The following is an 18,476-nucleotide window of genomic DNA, read 5'->3' on the forward strand; positions in this document are numbered from 1 at the left end:
GAGGCGTATGGCAAACATGGCAACTCTCACCATCTCCAGCAAGAATTACTCCTCCTGGTCGTTGCGCGGCTGGCTCTTGTGCAAGATGGCGGGCCTCGCCTTCGAGGAAGAGCGGGTGCCGGTCGATGATCCGGACGCGAAGGCGGAGCTGCTGCTGCTGTCCCCCTCCTTCCTGGTGCCGCGCCTGGTGCTGGACGACATCACGGTGTGGGACACCCTGGCCATCGGCGCCATCCTGGCCGAAATTTTCCCTCAGGCGGGGCTGCTGCCGGCGGACCGCGCGGTGCGGGCCCACTGCCTGTCTATCTCGGGCGAGATGCATTCGGGCTTCGCAAATCTGCGCTCGGCGCTGCCCATGAACATCAAGGCCCGTTATCCCGGCTTCAAGGTGTGGGCCGGCGCCCAGGCGGATATCGACCGCATCCTGGCCATCTGGCGCGGCTGCCTCACCGCCCATGGCGGGCCGTTCCTGATGGGGGCCACTCCTACGCTCGCCGATGCCATGTACGCGCCGGTGTGCTCGCGCTTCACCACCTATGACGTCACCGCCGACGCGGAAACCACGGCCTATCGCGACCGGATCATGGCGCTGCCCGTGATGCAGGAGTGGATTGAGGGCGCCCTTGCCGAGCCGGATGAGCTGGAAGAGCTCGACGTGGAGTTTTGAACCCCAGCGCGGCTGACCGGCGACTGGAGGCATCCCCTCCGGTTCACCGGCTGTGGCCAGTGCTGCAAGGCGCGGCTTGATCGCGGCGGCAGTGTCCGCGCGGGGTGATCCGTCGCGAGATGGTGGCCGCCTTCAGGTCTGCGGCCGGCGAGGGGGCGGGCGGCCCCTTTCCCTTTCCCTTTCCCTTTCCCTTTCCCTTTCCCTTTCCCTGGCCCGCGTGCTCCGGCAGAGCCGGGCTGTGGGGAATAGCCCACACCGAACGATGGATTCTCCTCTACAGCCGAAATGCAACCCCCGCGTGCTGGAGGCCGTGGGCGGATTGGGGAGATACCCCTATTCCTGGTAGCTGGGTCGGATTCGACGGGGCCGCCGGAGGCCGTGGCTGGCGCGCCTGATCCCTCGCGCGTACAGGTCCGGGTGTCTGGGGCCGTCAGCGGACCTGTCTTCATCGGCGCCTGCCCATTGGAAGGCTGGCATCGCTTCACCTGTCGCTTGCATGAGGTTTCGTTCGATGGCGCTTTCTGCTCGTCTCTTCACGTCCGCCGGCGGCGCGGTGCTCGCTCTGGCGGTCGGCCTCGTGCTGGGTGGCGCTGGCGCGGCACAGGCCCAGAACGCCGCTGCTTCGGGCAATCAGGCGAAGAAGCCGGCTGCCGCCGCCGAGCCCGCGGGCCCTCAGGCCACCACCGCCACCTATGGCGATTGGGTCGTGCGCTGCGTGGTGCCCCAGCCTCAGGCGGCGAAGGTGTGCGAGGCGGTGACCGGCGTCCAGGCGCAGGGACAGCAGGGCCTGCTCACCCAGATCGTGGTGGGCCGCGCCGCGAAGGACCAGCCGGTGCACCTCATCGTGCAGCTCCCCGCGGGCGTTTTCCTGCCGCCGGGCGCCACGCTCTATCTCGACGACAAGGCGAAGAGCGGCATCGACACGGTGTTTTCCTCGTGCCCGCGCGGCTGCTTTGCCGATGTGGAGCTGAAGGCCGACCAACTGGCCGCCCTGAAGGCCGCGAAGGGGCCGGGTCGGCTTGAATTCGTGGACGCTGCGCGCAAGCGCATCGCCGTGCCGATCTCCTTCAACGGTCTGGGCGCCGCCACGGATGCAGCCCTCAATCCCAAGGATTGAGGCACTCGGGCTCACGGCAGGGCGTTGGGGCTGGCGGCAGCCCCAACGCAGCTGACCCCGCGATGGGGCCGTGGCCCGACGCGTTGGGAGTGCTCGCAAAACGGGTGTTTCTCGTCGGCTCGTCCGCTGGCTGGCGGCTGACAGATATTGGCCGCATCGGTTCGTCCTGTGTTATATGCCGCAGCGTCGGACCGTGTTCTTGACTGGGCGCTCAACCTCGCCCACAGGCACTGCGGAGCCTGCCCCGGAGCATGTCTTGGGTTCGGCTGGATATCTCGGCCCGCTTGGGCGAGATCATGGGCAAGGGAGATGACAATGAAAGCGGCTCTCATTGTGGGTAGCCTGGCGCTCGCTCTCGCGGGATGCAGCGAATATTCCCGTCAGGATCGCGCGGTGGGCGGCGCCCTGCTGGGCGGTGGCGCTGGCGCGGCCATCGGCGCTGCGGCCACGGGCACTGGCACTGGCGCCCTCGTGGGCGGCCTGATCGGTGCCGGCACCGGTGCCATCATCGGCGCGGAAACCACCCCGAAGGCTTGCTGGGCGCGTGACGCCTACGGCAACCGTTACCGGGTGCAGTGCCGCTGACGCCGGCATCAAGGCCAGTGGAGTAATGAAGGGCGCTCATTGAGCGCCCTTTTCATTTGGGACCGTCCTCGCCCCCCGCGGCGCGGGGAACCGGGCCCGGCATCGCGCGTTATATCCCCGCTTACCAAGGTTGCTTGAGCGCGCGGGGGATGCCGTTCACGCGGAAGGCGGGATTGGTCTCGCGAAAGGCGGGGTGGTCCGGCCGTGGAAGGCGATGCGCTCGCGCTCATGCGGACGCAGACATGCTCGCGCATGGAGGATGCCATGAAAGCAATGCAATCCGCGGCCGGGAGGCCCCCTGCCGCATGGCCGGCGAGTGAGGTTCATCGCGGCTACGACACGATGGAGTTCGCGCCGCAGGATTGCGGACGCGATTTTCCCCAGGCCGTGATGCGTCGGCGCCGTATTCGGGTGCGGGATGAGGAGCAGGCCCTGCTGCGGCGTGTCGCCGCAGAATTCTCGGCCAACAACTCGGTCCACGAGGTGGCGGTCGAGGATATGGAGGATGATCAGGCGGTGGGCGATGGCTCCAGCCGGCTCTATCGGGATTGACCCCGCCAGCCAGTCCTCCGCGCGGGGGAGTGGTACGGTGTTCTCCCATATTGAATCGGGGTGGGGAGGGTGTCACACGGGGGCTTCCGTCGGCGCGGGTGTTGCGCGTTTGCCGGCGGAGCCAGCGGCACCAGGGCTGGCCAGCCGGGCGACGTGCTTGCGATGCGCGGCGCGGCGCCTGCCTGTGGTGTCGGCAGGTCCCACCCCCGTGCTTCCTCCCCAATGACCTTGCAGGACCAGAAAGAGACCCGCGGCATGCGCACTCCTCATCGACGCGATATCTCCGCGCGACAGGATCTCCTGGGTCGCGAGCTGCGCCAGCTGTTCGACGATTATGTCCAGGAAGATATGCCGGAAGAGTTGCAGAAGCTTGCGCTTCAGTTGCAATCGGCCATGGAAGAACTTCCGCCCACTGGCGCCACGCAGCACGCCCGCGTCGCTACTCCTGCGGATGACGAGCGGGTTGGGGGCGAGCAGCCGCCCGCGACTACCGACGCCCCGGCCATCCCAGCCGTTGCCGCCGGCAAGCCGTCGGTCCAAGGCTGAGGCGCCGCGACTGGGGCCGACTGGGTGCCCCCTCGCGGCCTGCATCCTTCGCGGGTGCCTCCCCGCCACCGTTCCGGACAGGCGGCGTGATGGGTGCAGGCCTGTGCCCCACCTTCGCCGATGGACCCTGGAAGGGGTCTCGGAAAGGGTGAAAATCTCTGCCGCTTTAACTTCTCCGCAACGCCACATCCGCCAGTGTTCCGCCCATGATGCGCGGCGGACCTTGGTATCTCGTTGCTCCGCTCGTTTGCGCGGTTCTGCTCTCCGGTTGCCGTTTCGGCGATGATGGGCGGGATTCCTGGCGCACCGAGGCTGAAGAGCAGTGCCTGGCGGAGAAGGGCGTAGTGCCTTCCGCCTTCATGGAGCCGTTGTCGGCCATCAACGGCGATGGTGCGTGCGGCATGGAATATCCCTTCCGTGTCCATGCCTTCGCCGAGGGCAATGTGGTGGTGGAGCCGTCCGCCCGGCTCGCCTGCCCGGTCATCCGCGAGCTCGATGCCTGGGTGCAGACGGTGGTGGAACCGGCCGCAGAGGCGTGGCTGGGCCAGCCGGTGGTGGCCATCCGCCAGATGTCCTCCTATTCCTGCCGCAACATGAACGGGCAGGCGAACAGCAAGATTTCCGAGCATGCCTTCGGCAATGCGCTGGATATCGGCGCCTTCCGCACCGCCGACGGCCAGTGGATCACCGTCAAGAACGGCTGGAAGGGCACGCCCGAGGAGCGCGGTTTCCTGCTGCAGGTGCAGGCTGGCGCCTGCGAGCGCTTCACGACCGTGCTCGCGCCCGGCTCCAATATCTTCCACTACGACCATATCCACGTGGATCTGATGCGCCATGCCAAGGGCCGCATGATCTGCAAGCCCGCGCCCAAGCCCATGCCGCTGCCGGCCGGCGCCATGGCCGCCGCGGGCCGGCCCATGCCCGTCGCCATGCCGCCGCAGCCCCAGCCGGAGATGCAGCAGCCGGCGCCCCTGGCTGCGCCGGAACCCATTCCCGAACGTCCGCAGCCGCTGCCGCCGGAGCCCGCCGCCGCGCCAATGGCGCCGCCCGCCCCCGTGCCGGCGCAGCACCGCCAGCAGCCGGCTCCCCGCCCCAATGGCAACCAGCTGCCTCCGGGCTGGCAGGTGGGGCCGGAAGGCATGCGGCCGCCCGGGCCCATGTCCTATGCGCCCTCCGGCAATGGTGACATGACCGGATCACTGCCGAAGCGCCAATACTACTCGGCCCCCGTGCCCCAGCCCTCGACGATCCCTCTCCCGCAGGCCCGGGCCGGCGAGGACTGAACCGGAGCCTGGCGACGCCATGAGCAGGCAAGGCGTTGCGGTCCAAGGTGCGGTGGTCGAAGTCGCGGTGGTCCAAGTCGCAGCTGACCAAGTTGCGGCGGTCCATGGTGCGGCCGACCAAGCCGACGTAGGCAAGGCTGTTACGAGCGAAGTGCCCGGAACCCAAGTGCGCGCCAGCCAAGTGCGCGCCAGCCAACTGCCCGCGAGCGAACCGCCCGCGAGCCCGCTGCCGGTGGAGCGGCTGTTCCTGGGCGTCGATGGTTGCCGGGGTGGCTGGATCTGCGCGCGCTGGAACGGCGCGGACCTCTTGCACATCAGCCGTGTGGAGCGCCTCGCGGACCTGTTCCCGTCGCCGCCCTTTCCCGTGGTCGCCATCGACATGCCGATTGGCTTTCCGGAACGGGCGGGGCCCGGCGGGCGGGAGGCCGAGCGCCTGGTGCGGCCGCTGCTGGGCGGCCGCCAATCCTCGGTCTTCTCTGTGCCGTCGCGCGCCGCCGTGATGGCCGGGCTGCAGCCGGGAGAGGACGAGGGCAAGCGCTATCGCGCCGCCTGCGCCGCGGCCCTGGCATCATCCGATCCGCCACGGGCGGTGGCCAAGCAATGCTTCCACCTGTTCCCGAAGATGGGCGAGGTGGATGCGCTGCTGCGTGAACGTTCCGAGCTGGTGGAGCAGGTGCACGAGTGCCACCCCGAGGTGGCCTTCTGGGCCATGAATGACGGCCAGCCTCTGCCGTTGCCGAAGAAGGTGAAGAATCGGCCCCATCTCCCCGGGCTGGAGCTGCGGCGGTCTCTACTCGCGTCCCGTGGGATACCGGTGGATGCGCTTTCAGCGCAAACCGCCCTTGCACTGAGAGCGGGGCTCGATGACCTGATTGATGCGTGTGCGTGTGCCTGGAGCGCCAAAAGAGTCGCATATGGCAAGGCTTTGCGCTTTCCCGATCCGCCCGGGCGCGACACTTTGGGCCTGCCCATCTGCATCTGCGCGTGAGGCGCTTATTGTCTATAGTCGAATTCCGAGGAAGCCATTGCGCTGGCTATGCGCGGTGGGAACACTGTTTTGGGAACACTGTTCGAGGAAACCCTCGGGGGAAACGCCACCATGCCTCAAGACCGCATTCGCCTCGCCTCCCTGCGTGACAAGATCGTGTCCGCGGACGAGGCTGCCAGCCATATCAAGGATGGGATGATCCTGGGCATGAGCGGGTTCACCCGCGCGGGTGAGGCCAAGGCGGTGCCCATGGCGCTCGCCGCCCGGGCGAAGGAGGCGCACGCCAAGGGCGAGCCCCTCAAGGTCACGCTCATCACCGGCGCCTCGCTGGGCAACGACCTCGACAAGCAGATGGCCGAGGCGCACCTGCTCTCGCGCCGCATCCCGTTCCAGTCCGACCCGGCGCTGCGCAAGGCCATCAATGCCGGCGAGGTGATGTTCGTCGACCAGCATCTGTCGGAGACGGTGGAGCACCTGCGCACCCGCCAGCTGGGCCCCATCGACGTCGCGATCATCGAGGCGGTGGGCATCACCGCGTCCGGTGGCATCGTGCCCACCACGTCCGTCGGCAATTCGGCCACCTTCGCCATCCTGGCGGAAAAGGTGATCGTCGAGATCAACCTGACCCAGCCGGCCGAGCTGGAAGGCCTGCACGACATCTACATTCCCACCCGCCGCCCGTTCCGCGAGCCGATCCCGGTGGTGACCCCCGAGAGCCGAGTGGGCTTGCCCTTCATTCCGGTGCCGCCGGAGAAGATCGCCGCCATCGTCATCACCGAGAAGCTGGATTCGGCCTCCAACGTGCTGCCGCCCGACCATGAGACGGCGGCCATCGCCTCCAACCTCATGGAGTTCCTGGGCCATGAAGTGAAGGTGGGCCGGCTCACCGAGCGCCTGCAGCCGCTCCAGGCCGGCATCGGCACCATCGCCAACGCGGTCATGCACGGCTTCATCGAGAGCCCGTTCCATGACCTCACCATGTATTCCGAGGTGCTGCAGGATTCGACCTTCGACCTGTTCGACGCCGGCAAGCTGAATTTCGCCTCGGGCTCGTCCATCACCCTGTCGAAAGCCAAGCACGACCAAGTGATGCCGCACATCACCGACTACAAGTCGCGCCTCATCCTGCGGCCGCAGGAAATCTCCAACCATCCGGAGATTATCCGCCGCCTGGGCATCATCGGCATCAACACGGCGCTCGAGTTCGACATCTATGGCAATGTGAACTCCACCCATGTGGGCGGCACCCATATGATGAACGGCATTGGCGGCTCGGGCGACTTCGCGCGCAATGCCTATCTGTCGGTGTTCGTCACCAAGTCCATCGCCAAGGGCGGCGCGATCTCCTCGGTGGTGCCCATGGTGAGCCATGTGGACCACACCGAGCACGATGTGGACATCCTTGTCACCGAGGTGGGCCTCGCGGATCTGCGCGAGCTGGCGCCGCGCGAACGGGCGCGCGTCATCATCGACAATTGCGTGCACCCCTCCTTCCGCGACGAGATGGAAGACTATTTCGCCCGCGCCACCGCGCGCGGCGGCCACACGCCGCACGTCATCGAGGAAGCCCTGTCCTGGCATGTGCGGGCCCGCGAGACCGGTTCCATGCACGCCAAGGCGGAACGCAAGATCGCCTGATGCCCGGCAGGCCCGCGAGTATCGCTCGCGGGCCTCGCAGTTCCGCCGGGTCGGGTTCACACGGCCCACCCGGCTGCGGGCGTGCCATGCTCTCCCGCCATCGACCGCCGGATCTTGTCGCTTCCGCATGGTCCATCTCCCCGGCGCAGCAGCTGGTCGCGGCATGGTTTCAACCTCTGGCCCCGGCGCGTCTTTCGCGGCATGAAGTTCACCATGAATATCGGTGTCTTCGATTCGGGGAGCGGCGGCCTTACGGTCATGCGTGCCCTCGACGCGGCCCTGCCGGACCGGAACCTCATCTATCTCGGCGACCACGCCCACGCGCCCTATGGCGACAAGTCGCCCGAGGAGATCTACGCCCTCACCGTGCGCGCGGTGGAGCGCCTGTTCCGCGAGGATTGCGGGCTGGTCATCCTGGCCTGCAACACGGCCGCGGCGCGCGGGCTGCGGCGCTTGCAGCACGAATGGCTGCCCCGCCTTTATCCCGAGCGGCGAGTGCTCGGTGTCATCGTGCCGGTGGTGGAAGAGGTGACCGGGGTGCCCTGGATCGCGGACCAGCCGCCCCTTCCCCGTGTGGATGGCGCCGCCAAGGTGGCGGTGGCCGTGTTCGCCACGCGCCATACGGTGGACAGCGGAGCGTTCGCGGGGGAGATCCACAAGCGCGCGCCCCATGTGGCGGTGTGGCAGCAGGCCTGCCCGAGCCTGGTGCGCCTGATCGAGGATGATGCCGGCGAGGCGGAGCTGGCTCGCGCGGTCGAGGGCTATGTGGCCGACCTGCGCGCGGGCATGGGCGGCCGCGAGCCCGATGTCTGCATCCTCGGCTGCACCCATTATCCGCTGGTGGAGCCCCTGTTCCGCCGCGCGCTTCCGGCGACGACGCAGATCCTCTCCCAGCCCCAGGTGACGGCCATGAGCCTGCGCGCCTATCTTGACCGGCACCCGGATCTCGACACGCGCGGTGCCGGCGTCCGCCGCTTCCTCACCACCGGCGCACCGGACCTCGCGTCACGGATCGCCTCCCGCTTCTTCGGCCGCGCGGTGGCGTTCGAACCGGCGCTGTGACGGCATGATCTGAGGGCCCCGGGGCCGAACCGGTCGGCGCCCCGGAGGCGTGGAATGGACCTGTCGGGCTCCCGGTCGCGTCGGCCTTGCGCAAGCGTCACGGCTGATGGCGCGGGCGATTTGAGATGTCCGGTCTCGATGTTCTTTCCCGCGAGCGCGCGTCCCGCCGGTGCCGCCGCAACCCACGGATGGAAAAGGCCCGCGAGCCAGGCTCACGGGCCTTCATTCTCAGGGGGCGGCCGGCCGGCTCAGGCGGCCGCGGCGGGGCCGGTGGCGGCCGCGATCTCACCCTTCATGGCGGCGATGGTGGCGGCGTAGTCCTTGGCGCCGAAAATGGCGCTGCCAGCCACGAACGTGTCGGCGCCGGCCGCCGCGATGGCGCCGATATTGTCCACCTTCACCCCGCCGTCGATCTCCAGGCGGATGTCGCGGCCCGAGGCGTCGATGCGCTCGCGGATCGCCTTCAGCTTGTCGAGCGCGCTCGGAATGAAGGCCTGTCCGCCGAAGCCGGGGTTCACCGACATCACCAGCACCAGGTCGAGCGCGTCCAGCGTGTAGTCGAGCACCGAGAGGGGGGTGGCCGGGTTCAGCACCAGGCCCGCCTTCACGCCCTTGGAGCGGATGAGCTGGAGCGAGCGGTCCACATGCTCGCTGGCTTCCGGATGGAAGGAGATGAGGCTGGCGCCGGCGGCTGCGAAGGCCTCGATCATGCCATCCACCGGCTTCACCATCAGGTGCACGTCGACGAAGGCGTCGGTGGTCTTGCGCAGGGACTGGAGCACGAGCGGGCCGATGGTGAGGTTCGGCACGTAGTGATTGTCCATCACGTCGAAATGGATCCACTCGGCCCCACCGTCGAGCACCGCCTGCACCTCGGCGCCGAGGCGGGCGAAGTCCGCCGAGAGGATGGACGGGGCGATGATGGGGTGCGCGCGGGCCATGGGAGCCTCCTTGAGGGGTCTTCGATCGATGCTCTTCATACCCGGCCTTGGGCCGGTTCTCCACGTCATGGTGATGACAGGTGCGTGGCCCGCCGGGGCCGGGGCGCCGGGTGAGGTCGCTCCCGGCACCCCGGCCCTTCGCCGCGGCGGCTGCGCGCCGGCGGCTCCGCGTCCTGCCCGGGGACGGCAGGTCACCTGTCGGTCCCACGCGGTCAGCGTCCGCGTGGGGGGCATCAGCCCCTCGACGCCGGTCTTCGACCGGAGCCAGCGCGCTTGCTCAAGCGCCGCGCGAGGGGCCTCAAAGGCCGAAGACGCAGGCCCATGAAGCATACCCAAGGGGCAGGCCCATGGGCCTTTGGCATCAATGCACCGTCTGGCTGAGGCTGCCGGCGGCGTAGCGCCGGGCCATGTCATCCAGGTCGATGGGGCGGATCTTCTCGGCCTGGCCGGCGGAGCCGAACGCCTCGAAGCGGGAGATGCACACCTTCTTGGCCTCGTCCATGGCGGCGGTGAGCAGCTTGCGCGGATCGAACTCGGAAGGGTTCTTGGCCGCCACCCGGCGCATGGCAGCGGTCATGGCGAGGCGGATGTCGGTGTCGATGTTCACCTTGCGCACGCCGTAGCGGATGCCCTCCTGGATCTCCTCCACCGGCACGCCATAGGTTTCCTTGATGTCGCCGCCATAGGTGCGGATCTCTTCCAGCAGCTCCTGGGGTACGGAGGAGGAGCCGTGCATCACCAGGTGGGTGGTGGGAATGCGCTGGTGGATGGCCTTCACCCGCTCGATGGCGAGAATGTCGCCGGTGGGCTTGCGGGTGAACTTGTAGGCGCCGTGAGAGGTGCCGATGGCGATGGCGAGCGCGTCGCACTGGGTGGCCTTCACGAACTGGGCGGCCTCGTCCGGATCGGTGAGCAGCTTGGAATGGTCGAGGGTGCCCTCGGCCCCGTGGCCGTCCTCCGCCTCGCCCTTGCCGGTTTCCAGGGAGCCGAGGCAGCCCAGCTCGCCTTCCACCGAGACGCCCACCGCATGGGCGAATTCCACCACCTTGGCGGTGACGGCGGTGTTGTACTCGGTATCGGCGGGGGTTTTGCCGTCTTCCTTCAGGGAGCCGTCCATCATCACCGAGGAGAAGCCGGACTTGATGGCCGCGAGGCACACGGCGGGGGAGGCGCCATGGTCCTGGTGCATCACCACCGGGATTTCCGGATAGGCTTCCACCGCGGCGGCGATGAGGTGGCGCAAAAACGGCTCGCCCGCATATTTGCGCGCGCCCGCCGAGCCCTGGAGGATGACCGGCGATGAGGTGGCGCGGGCCGCCTCCATGATGGCCTTCACCTGCTCCATGTTGTTCACGTTGAAGGCCGGAAGGCCGTAGGAATGCTCCGCCGCATGGTCAAGCAGCTGGCGCATGGACACGAGGGCCATTGTCCTCTCCCTTGGTTCGTCTGTCGTTTGTGCGGGTCGCTTCCGCCGCCGCACGGGCGGCGCGCTCCCGGGCTCCGTTGATGGAAGGTGGCGGCGGCTCTCTTCCGATCCCTCCCCCGCTGGCGGGAGAGGGCATGTGGCTCACTCGGCCGCGCGGCGCACGGCTTCAGCCACCTTCTCGGCGGTGAAGCCGAACAGGGGCCAGAGGTCCTTTTCAGGGGCGGATTCGCCGAACCGGTCGATGCCGATGGCGGTGACGCCGGAGCAGCCGAGCCCCCGCCAGCCGCGCGTCACCCCCGCTTCCACCGTCACGATAGGGATGATGGCGGGAACCAGCGCCGCGCGCGCTTCCTCGGACAGCGCCTCGAACCGGTCGCGGCAGGGCATGGAGACGAGGCGGGTGGGCACGCCCTCGGCCTCCAGAAGCTCAGCGGCGGCATGAGCCAGCTTCACCTCGGAGCCGGTGGCCACCAGCACCGCCTTGGGCGGCGCGGCGCTCTCGCGCACCACATAGGCGCCGTCGGCCATGGCTTCCGCCTGTGTGGCCGAGTGCTCCCAGCACGGCAGGTTCTGGCGCGAGAGGATGAGGGCGGACGGGCCGTTCTTGCGCGCGAGGGCGCAGCGCCAGGCCACCAGTGTTTCCACCGTGTCGGCGGGGCGCCAGACATCCAGGTTGGGGATGAGGCGCAGGCTCTCCACATGCTCCACCGGCTGGTGGGTGGGCCCGTCCTCTCCCAGGCCGATGGAATCGTGGGTGAGGATGTAGATGACCCTTTGCCCCATCAGCGCGCTCATGCGCATGGCGTTGCGGGCATAGTCCGAGAACACCAGGAACGTGGCCACGAACGGGATGAAGCCGCCGTGCAGGGCGATGCCGTTGGCGATGGCCGACATGCCGAACTCGCGCACCCCGTAGAGCACCTGGTTGCCCGCCGGGTCCCGCGTCACCGGGGTGGAGCCGGGGAAGGTGGTGAGGTTGGAATGGGCAAGGTCCGCCGAGCCGCCCAGGAATTCGGGCACCGCCGGGGCCAGCGCCGCCAGCGCCTGCTGGCTGGCCTTGCGGGTGGCGATGTTCTCCTTCTTCGCGATGGCGGCTTCGAGCGCCGCATCGAAGGTGGAGGTGAAGGCTGCGGAAAGGTCGCCGGCCAGGCGGCGGCGGAATTCGGCGGCCTCGTCGGGATAGGCGCGCTCATAGGCGGCCATGCGGGCTTCCCAGGCCTGCTGGCGGGCGGCGCCGGTCTTGCGGGCGTCCCACGCGGCATAGACCTCGTCGGGAATCTCGAACGGCGCGTGGGTCCAGCCCATGGCGGCCCGGGTGCGCGCGATCTCGTCCGCGCCCAAGGGCGCGCCGTGGGTGTCCTGGTGGCCCTGCTTGGTGGGCGCGCCCCGGCCGATGACGGTCTTGCAGCAGATGAGGGAGGGCTTGCCGGTTTCCGCCAAGGCGGCATCCATGGCCTTGGCGAGGGCGGCGGGGTCGTGGCCGTCCACATCGCGCACGACGTGCCAACCATAGGCCTCGAAGCGGGCGGGGGTGTCGTCAGGGAACCACTCCTCCACCTTGCCGTCGATGGAGATGCCGTTGTCGTCATAGAAGGCGACGAGCTTGCCGAGGCCGAGCCGCCCCGCCAGGGAGCAGGCCTCGTGGCTGACGCCTTCCATCAGGCAGCCGTCGCCCAGGAACACGAAGGTGCGATGGTCGACGATGGCGAGGCCGGGCCGGTTGAACTGGGCGGCCAGGGTCTTTTCCGCCAGCGCCATGCCCACCGCATTGGCGAGGCCCTGGCCCAGCGGGCCGGTGGTGGTCTCCACGCCCGGCGTCATGCCCACTTCCGGATGGCCGGGCGTGCGGGCGTGGAGCTGGCGGAAGCGCTTCAGCTCGGCGATGGGCAGGTCATAGCCCGTCAGGTGCAGCAGCGCATAGATGAGCATGGAGCCATGCCCGTTGGAGAGCACGAAGCGGTCGCGGTCGGGCCAGGAGGGATCGGCGGGATTGTGCCGCAGATGCTCGCGCCACAGCACGGCGGCGATTTCCGCCATGCCCAGGGGGGCGCCGGGATGGCCCGATTTCGCCTGCTCCACCGCATCCATGGCGAGTGCGCGCACGGCGGCGGTGACGGGCCAGGCCAAGGCGCCCGGGGAACGGTCGAGGGCTGGTTCTGTCAGCACGGCGTGCGCGGTCATGATGTTCTCTCCCTTCGCAACCTTGGGTCCCCTTGCGGCTTGTTTCCCTTCGCTCTGAAGGTTTGCGCGCTTGGGCTTGGGGGCCGCGGGCTTGGCTTGGATTTCGACGGCCCGCGGGCAGGGCTCCCGGGCCGTTGGCCGAGCCCGCGTGATGCAAGCCCGCATGATGTTTGAGCGGACCCGCCCGGCACCGGGCGGCATCGCGCCGCTGCCGCAGCCCGCCCCGCGAGGGGAGGGCGATGACCGGGGTGGTCCCCGGCATGGCCCGGGTCCGGCGCGGCGCGAGAACTGGGGGAGGGTGGCTGCCACGCGTCCTAGGGCTCATAGAACGTGCCACCCTCCCCCTGTCTCCCCCACGCGCGGGAGCGGAGCACGCGGGCCAGCCGTTTCCGTTCGGCGCCAGCTGGGCCGGCGCCGGGAGCAGGTCCGCGATGTGGTTTCGGGAAGGCGGGCCTCAGCCGGCCCGGCGCTTCCGGTCCATCAGCTTCATGATGAGGGGCGTCAGCAGGAGCTGCATGGCGAGATCCTGCTTGTTGCCCGGAATGACGATGGAATTCGCCCGCGACATGAAGCTGTTGTGGATCATGGAGAGCAGGTACGGGAAATCGATGCCGTGGGGGTCGCGGAAGCGGATCACCACCATGGATTCGTCCGGCGTCGGGATCCAGCGGGCGACGAACGGGTTGGACGTGTCCACCGTCGGCACGCGCTGGAAGTTGATGTCCGTCTCCGTGAATTGCGGGCAGATATAGTGCACGTAATCGGGCATGCGGCGCAGGATGGTGTCAGTGACATCTTCCGTGGAATAGCCGCGGGTGGCCTTGTCGCGATGGATCTTCTGGATCCATTCGAGGTTGATCACCGGAACCACGCCGATCTTCAGGTCCGCATGCTGGGCGATGTTGATGTCGTCGGTGACAACGGCGCCGTGCAGGCCCTCATAGAAGAGCACGTCGGTGTCCGCCTCCACATCCTCCCACTGGGTGAAGCGGCCGGGCTCGGCGCCGTAGAGCTTGGCTTCGCCCGCATCGTGCACATAGTGGCGGAAGCGGCCGGAGCCGGTGGCGCCATAGTCCCGGAACAGGGTTTCCAGTTCCCCGAGCAGGTTGGTGTCGGGGGAAAAGTGGCTGAAGTGCTTGTTGCCCTTGGCCGCCTCGGCGGCCATCAGCTCGCGCATTTCAAGGCGGTCGTAGCGGTGGAAGGCGTCGCCCTCCACATAGGCCGCCTTCACGCCCTCGCGGCGGAAGATCTGCTCGAAGGTGCGCTTGACCGAGGTCGTTCCCGCGCCCGAAGAGCCGGTGACGACGATGATGGGATGCTTGACCGACATTCTTGAGCCCCGCCGGAAATCAGATGAACAGGCCGCGCCGCGTGAACAAGGGCGAGCGCTCGCCATGGCCCGCGGGCGAAAGGTGGTAGCGCGCCACGCGCGTCACCTCGTCCTTGGCGCCGAACACGAACGGCACCCGCTGGTGCAGCGCCTCGGCGGTGCGGTCCAGGATGTCGGCGCGCCCGTCGCAGGCGGCGCCGCCCGCCTGCTCCATCAGGAAGGCGACCGGGAAGGCCTCGTACAGCAGGCGCAGGCGGCCGTGGGCGTAGCCCTTCCGACCGTCGCCCGGATAGAGATAGATGCCGCCCCGGCGGAAGATGCGGTGGGCATCGGCCACCATGGAGGCCACCCAGCGCATGTTGAACTCGCGCTCACGCGGGCCATTCTTGCCGGCCAGGCAATCGTCCACATAGGCGCGCACGGGCTCGTCCCAGTGGTGGTAGTTCGACATGTTGATGGCGAACTCCGCCAGGCCCTCCTTCACGCTCACCGCCGCATTCACCAGGCGGAACGTGCCCTCGCGGTCCAGGGCGAAGTGCCACGTGCCGGCACCGACCGTGAGCATCAGCGCCACATGGGGTCCGTAGACCACATAGCCGGCGGCGAGCTGGTCGCGCCCGTTCTGGAAGAAGGCGGCGGGATCGGCGGCGTTTGCCCCCTCCGGCCGGCGGAACACCGCGAAGATGGTGCCCACCGAAATGTCGGTGTCGATATTGGACGAGCCGTCGAGCGGGTCGATGGCCACCAGCAGCGGGGCGTCCGCCGCCAGCAGCACGGGGGCCTCGTTCTCCTCGGATGCGACCGCGGCCACCGGGGCTTCGGCCAGGGCGCCGATGACGAGATCATTGGCGATCACGTCCAGCGCCTTCTGTCCCTCGCCGGCCTCGCCGGAAGAAAGGGTGGCGCCGAGATCGCCGCTGAGCGGGCCTTCGGCGATCCTGGCGGCGAGCGCCACCGCCCCCTTGGCCAGGGCGTTGAGGGTGAGGGCCACCTGCCGGCGCGCGCTGTCCTCGCCCGCCCACTCGTCGAGCGCGGCGGAAAGGCTGATGCCGGATGTGGCGCAAGGCGCGGCGGCCGGCGCCGCCTGAGGCTCCAACATGACGTTCGTCTCCCTGAGGGCTTTGCCCTTGCGGACCGTTCGGCGGGCCGTCGTCTGATTTGATCCAGATCGGACTTTAGTCTTACACGCTCGCCGCGCTGCGCGGGGCGTCGATGCCGCCGGAGAAGACGCGACTTGCGCGCACATCCCCTTCGGTGATGGTCTCCAGCGCCTCGCGATCGATGAGGCCGGCGGTGTCGAACAGGCGCAGCGACTGGCGCAGGCGCATGCGATCGAAGGCGTTGCGGATGGAACGGGCGTTGGCGAAATTCGGCTGGCCGCGCCGCGCCGTCACATATTCCACGAGCGCCCGCTCGGCCTCGGGGCTGAAGCGATAGTCGGCGGCGTCCGCCATGGACCGGGCGATGGCCACCAGCTCCTCATCCTCATAATCGGGGAAGTCGATGTGGTGGGCGATGCGGGAGCGGAAGCCGGGATTGCTTTCAAAGAAGCGGTCCATGCGGTCCTTGTAGCCGGCAAGGATCACCACCAGATCGTCGCGCTGGTTCTCCATCACCTGCAGCAGGATCTCGATGGCCTCCTGGCCGTAATCGCGCTCATTCTCGGGCCGGTAGAGATAATAGGCCTCGTCGATGAACAGCACGCCGCCCATGGCCTTCTTCAGGATCTCTTTGGTCTTCGGCGCGGTGTGGCCGATATATTGGCCCACCAGGTCGTCACGCGTCACGGAGACCAGGTGTCCGCGCCGCACATAGCCCAGCCGGTGGAGGATTTGGGCCATCTTGAGGGCGACGGTGGTCTTGCCGGTGCCGGGATTGCCCGTGAACGTCATGTGCAGGGTCGGCGCGCCGGCGGTGAGGCCCAGTTGCTCCCGCGCGCGGCCGATGACGAGATGGGCCGCGATCTCGCGGATGCGGCGCTTCACCGGCTTCAGGCCGATGAGGTCGGCTTCGAGGTCGGCCAGGAATTCCGGCACCTCGCTTTCGGTGAAGAGAGCACCGAGGTCGAGCTTGCCGTCGGCGTCCCGCGCCGGCAACGCGGCGGGCGGAGCGGAGAGGGTTGCGTCCAGCATCACTCGATCCTCGGCTAAGTTGCGCGGTGGGAACAGCCGCGCTGGTGAAGCGGTGAAAGGGGATCAGGGGCCGCCCGCGAAGGCAGACAAACGCGGGCGGCCGGCGCCGTCATTCGAGGTCAGCGCGCCTCGAACTGGGCGCGATGGCGCAGGGCATAGCGCTGGGTGCGGCCTTCCCACTCGGTGCGGTCGAGGCGGAAGCCATCTTCCTTAGCCGGCCGCTGGACGATGAAGGAGAGGCGCACCGTCTCCCAGCCGCGGCTGGAGTCGAAGGCATTCACCCGCACATAGTGGTTGGGGAAGGTGTTGCGGCAGGCGGCGATCTCGCTGAACACGCCGGCCGCGTCCTTCAGGTCGAACATGGGCGGGCCCCACATCTCCCAGTAATTGTTCCGGGGATGGGGATCGTCCGTGTATTCCACCGAGACCGCCCAACCCTGCTCCAGGCAATACTGCACCTGGGCCTTGATCTGCGCGTCGGTGAGGTCGGGCAGGAAGGAGAAGGCTCCTTGGGTAATGCGCATGTCTTCTCTCCTCAGGCCACGGACGCGGTGGGCACGTAGTCGGACGTGTCGGTGGAGGCGTAGTTGAAGGTCACCTCGCCCCAGGTATCGAGTGCGGCCTTGAGCGGGGCGCAGGTCTTGGCGGCGTTGATGAGGATTTCGGGGCCCTCATTGCGGATGTCCCGGCCCTCGTTGCGGGCGAGGATCATGGCTTCGAGCGCCACGCGGTTGGCGGTCGCGCCGGCCTGGATGCCATCGGGATGGCCGATGGTGCCGCCGCCGAACTGAAGCACCACATCCTCGCCGAACAGGTCGATGAGCTGGTGCATCTGGCCGGCGTGGATGCCGCCGGAGGCCACCGGCATCACCTTGCGCAGGCCGCCCCAATCCTGGTCGAAGAAGATGCCGCGCTGCAGGTCGGTCTTCGTCGTCATCTCGCGGCAGACATTGTAGTAGCCCTGCACGGTCATGGGGTCGCCTTCCAGCTTGCCCACGGCGGTGCCCGCATGCAGGTGGTCGACACCGGCCAGGCGCAGCCACTTGGCGATGACGCGGAAGGAGACGCCATGGCTCTTCTGCCGCGTGTAGGTGCCATGCCCCGCGCGGTGCATGTGGAGGATCATGTCGTTCTCGCGGCACCAGTTGGAGATGGACTGGATGGCCGTCCAACCCACGATCAGGTCCACCATCACGATGGCGGAGCCGAGCTCCTTGGCGAAGTCCGCGCGGCGGTACATCTCCTCCATGGTGCCGGCGGTGATGTTGAGGTAGTGCCCCTTCACCTCGCCGGTCTCGGCCTGGGCCTTGTTGACGGCTTCCATGCAGTAGAGGAAGCGGTCGCGCCAGTGCATGAAGGGCTGCGAGTTGATGTTCTCGTCATCCTTCACGAAATCAAGGCCGCCCTTGAGGGCCTCATACACGACGCGGCCGTAGTTCTTGCCGGAAAGACCCAGCTTCGGCTTGGTGGTGGCGCCCAGAAGCGGGCGGCCGAACTTGTCGAGGCGCTCGCGCTCCACCACGATGCCCGTCGGCGGGCCGCGGAAGGTCTTCACATAGGCCACCGGAAGACGCATGTCCTCCAGGCGCGCGGCCTTCAGCGGCTTGAACGAGAACACGTTGCCAATGATGGAGGCGGTGAGGTTGGCGATGGAGCCTTCCTCGAACAGGTCGAGGTCATAGGCCACATAGCAGAAGTACTGGCCCGGCTGGCCCGGCACCGGCTCCACCTTGTAGGCCTTGGCCCGGTAGACGTCGGCGGCGGTGAGGCGGTCGGTCCACACCACGGTCCAGGTGGCGGTGGAGCTTTCACCGGCGACTGCGGCCGCGGCCTCGACGGGATCCACGCCCTCCTGGGGGGTGATGCGGAACAGCGCCAGGACATCGGTGTCCTTCGGCTGGTAGTCGCCATCCCAATAGCCCATCTGGGCATATTTCAGCACGCCCGCGGCGTACCTCTTCTTCGCATCCTTGATCTGCCCGATGGCGGCGTCGGCACCCATGTTGGCGGCCCTCCTGTTTTGTTGGA

At 68.1% G+C, this 18,476-nt stretch carries 17 protein-coding genes; 9 read left to right on the plus strand and 8 right to left on the minus strand.

Features of this window, described 5'->3' with window-relative positions; translation table 11 throughout:
- Positions 1-16: 16 nt before the first annotated feature.
- The 9 genes from V5F26_RS05450 (at position 17) to murI (ending at position 8,438) form a co-directional block, all read left to right on the plus strand.
- A complete protein-coding gene (locus tag V5F26_RS05450; protein ID WP_370640782.1) occupies positions 17-667 on the plus strand; it encodes a glutathione S-transferase family protein in 651 nt (216 codons plus the stop codon).
- Between the two features lie 511 nt (positions 668-1,178).
- Entirely contained in the window at positions 1,179-1,784 is a 606-nt protein-coding gene (locus V5F26_RS05455) for an invasion associated locus B family protein (protein WP_234053556.1), read from the plus strand.
- A gap of 315 nt (positions 1,785-2,099) precedes the next feature.
- Positions 2,100-2,369, plus strand: coding sequence for a YMGG-like glycine zipper-containing protein (locus V5F26_RS05460; protein ID WP_234053555.1), 270 nt, complete (start codon positions 2,100-2,102; stop codon positions 2,367-2,369).
- A 204-nt stretch (positions 2,370-2,573) separates the two neighbouring features.
- Positions 2,574-2,921, plus strand: a complete 348-nt coding sequence (locus tag V5F26_RS05465) for a hypothetical protein (RefSeq protein ID WP_234053554.1) — start codon at positions 2,574-2,576, stop codon at positions 2,919-2,921.
- A 222-nt stretch (positions 2,922-3,143) separates the two neighbouring features.
- Positions 3,144-3,467, plus strand: a complete 324-nt coding sequence (locus tag V5F26_RS05470) for a hypothetical protein (RefSeq protein WP_394946884.1) — start codon at positions 3,144-3,146, stop codon at positions 3,465-3,467.
- 206 nt (positions 3,468-3,673) lie between these two features.
- Positions 3,674-4,750 carry an extensin-like domain-containing protein gene (locus V5F26_RS05475; RefSeq protein ID WP_394946885.1) on the plus strand — a complete coding sequence of 359 codons (1,077 nt, stop codon included), beginning with the start codon at positions 3,674-3,676 and terminating at the stop codon, positions 4,748-4,750.
- Between the two features lie 166 nt (positions 4,751-4,916).
- Positions 4,917-5,738 carry a DUF429 domain-containing protein gene (locus V5F26_RS05480; protein WP_394946886.1) on the plus strand — a complete coding sequence of 274 codons (822 nt, stop codon included), beginning with the start codon at positions 4,917-4,919 and terminating at the stop codon, positions 5,736-5,738.
- A gap of 111 nt (positions 5,739-5,849) precedes the next feature.
- Positions 5,850-7,376, plus strand: a complete 1,527-nt coding sequence (scpC, locus tag V5F26_RS05485; RefSeq protein ID WP_234053550.1) for a succinyl-CoA:acetate CoA-transferase ScpC — start codon at positions 5,850-5,852, stop codon at positions 7,374-7,376.
- A 213-nt stretch (positions 7,377-7,589) separates the two neighbouring features.
- Positions 7,590-8,438 (plus strand): glutamate racemase, encoded by an 849-nt coding sequence (murI, locus tag V5F26_RS05490; protein WP_234053549.1) that lies wholly within the window; start codon positions 7,590-7,592, stop codon positions 8,436-8,438.
- A 248-nt stretch (positions 8,439-8,686) separates the two neighbouring features.
- Here murI and rpe read toward each other — a convergent pair whose 3' ends face one another.
- The 8 genes from rpe to V5F26_RS05530 form a co-directional block, all read right to left on the minus strand.
- The gene (rpe, locus tag V5F26_RS05495; protein WP_234053548.1) at positions 8,687-9,379 is read right to left on the minus strand and encodes a ribulose-phosphate 3-epimerase; all 693 of its coding nucleotides are present in this window, start codon (positions 9,377-9,379) and stop codon (positions 8,687-8,689) included.
- A gap of 361 nt (positions 9,380-9,740) precedes the next feature.
- Positions 9,741-10,805, minus strand: coding sequence for a class II fructose-bisphosphate aldolase (gene fba, locus V5F26_RS05500; protein WP_234053547.1), 1,065 nt, complete (start codon positions 10,803-10,805; stop codon positions 9,741-9,743).
- Between the two features lie 141 nt (positions 10,806-10,946).
- Positions 10,947-12,986 (minus strand): transketolase, encoded by a 2,040-nt coding sequence (tkt, locus tag V5F26_RS05505; RefSeq protein ID WP_394946887.1) that lies wholly within the window; start codon positions 12,984-12,986, stop codon positions 10,947-10,949.
- A gap of 454 nt (positions 12,987-13,440) precedes the next feature.
- Positions 13,441-14,316, minus strand: coding sequence for a phosphoribulokinase (locus V5F26_RS05510; protein WP_234053546.1), 876 nt, complete (start codon positions 14,314-14,316; stop codon positions 13,441-13,443).
- A gap of 19 nt (positions 14,317-14,335) precedes the next feature.
- Positions 14,336-15,415, minus strand: coding sequence for a class 1 fructose-bisphosphatase (locus V5F26_RS05515; RefSeq protein ID WP_394057250.1), 1,080 nt, complete (start codon positions 15,413-15,415; stop codon positions 14,336-14,338).
- Positions 15,416-15,497: 82 nt separating this feature from the next.
- Entirely contained in the window at positions 15,498-16,448 is a 951-nt protein-coding gene (gene cbbX, locus V5F26_RS05520) for a CbbX protein (RefSeq protein ID WP_234053544.1), read from the minus strand.
- Between the two features lie 119 nt (positions 16,449-16,567).
- Entirely contained in the window at positions 16,568-16,972 is a 405-nt protein-coding gene (locus V5F26_RS05525; protein WP_234053543.1) for a ribulose bisphosphate carboxylase small subunit, read from the minus strand.
- A gap of 11 nt (positions 16,973-16,983) precedes the next feature.
- The gene (locus V5F26_RS05530; RefSeq protein WP_234053542.1) at positions 16,984-18,450 is read right to left on the minus strand and encodes a form I ribulose bisphosphate carboxylase large subunit; all 1,467 of its coding nucleotides are present in this window, start codon (positions 18,448-18,450) and stop codon (positions 16,984-16,986) included.
- Positions 18,451-18,476: the final 26 nt, after the last annotated feature.

This window comes from Xanthobacter variabilis (assembly GCF_043831965.2).
Classification (GTDB): domain Bacteria; phylum Pseudomonadota; class Alphaproteobacteria; order Rhizobiales; family Xanthobacteraceae; genus Xanthobacter.

Coding starts and splice junctions, on each gene's coding strand:
- V5F26_RS05450 (WP_370640782.1), top strand. CDS start 17: ATGGCAACTCTCACCATCTCCAGCAAGAATTACTCCTCCTGGTCGTTG.
- V5F26_RS05455 (WP_234053556.1), top strand. CDS start 1,179: ATGGCGCTTTCTGCTCGTCTCTTCACGTCCGCCGGCGGCGCGGTGCTC.
- V5F26_RS05460 (WP_234053555.1), top strand. CDS start 2,100: ATGAAAGCGGCTCTCATTGTGGGTAGCCTGGCGCTCGCTCTCGCGGGA.
- V5F26_RS05470 (WP_394946884.1), top strand. CDS start 3,144: ATGACCTTGCAGGACCAGAAAGAGACCCGCGGCATGCGCACTCCTCAT.
- V5F26_RS05475 (WP_394946885.1), top strand. CDS start 3,674: ATGATGCGCGGCGGACCTTGGTATCTCGTTGCTCCGCTCGTTTGCGCG.
- scpC (WP_234053550.1), top strand. CDS start 5,850: ATGCCTCAAGACCGCATTCGCCTCGCCTCCCTGCGTGACAAGATCGTG.
- murI (WP_234053549.1), top strand. CDS start 7,590: ATGAATATCGGTGTCTTCGATTCGGGGAGCGGCGGCCTTACGGTCATG.
- rpe (WP_234053548.1), bottom strand. CDS start 9,379: ATGGCCCGCGCGCACCCCATCATCGCCCCGTCCATCCTCTCGGCGGAC.
- fba (WP_234053547.1), bottom strand. CDS start 10,805: ATGGCCCTCGTGTCCATGCGCCAGCTGCTTGACCATGCGGCGGAGCAT.
- tkt (WP_394946887.1), bottom strand. CDS start 12,986: ATGACCGCGCACGCCGTGCTGACAGAACCAGCCCTCGACCGTTCCCCG.
- V5F26_RS05510 (WP_234053546.1), bottom strand. CDS start 14,316: ATGTCGGTCAAGCATCCCATCATCGTCGTCACCGGCTCTTCGGGCGCG.
- V5F26_RS05515 (WP_394057250.1), bottom strand. CDS start 15,415: ATGTTGGAGCCTCAGGCGGCGCCGGCCGCCGCGCCTTGCGCCACATCC.
- cbbX (WP_234053544.1), bottom strand. CDS start 16,448: ATGCTGGACGCAACCCTCTCCGCTCCGCCCGCCGCGTTGCCGGCGCGG.
- V5F26_RS05525 (WP_234053543.1), bottom strand. CDS start 16,972: ATGCGCATTACCCAAGGAGCCTTCTCCTTCCTGCCCGACCTCACCGAC.
- V5F26_RS05530 (WP_234053542.1), bottom strand. CDS start 18,450: ATGGGTGCCGACGCCGCCATCGGGCAGATCAAGGATGCGAAGAAGAGG.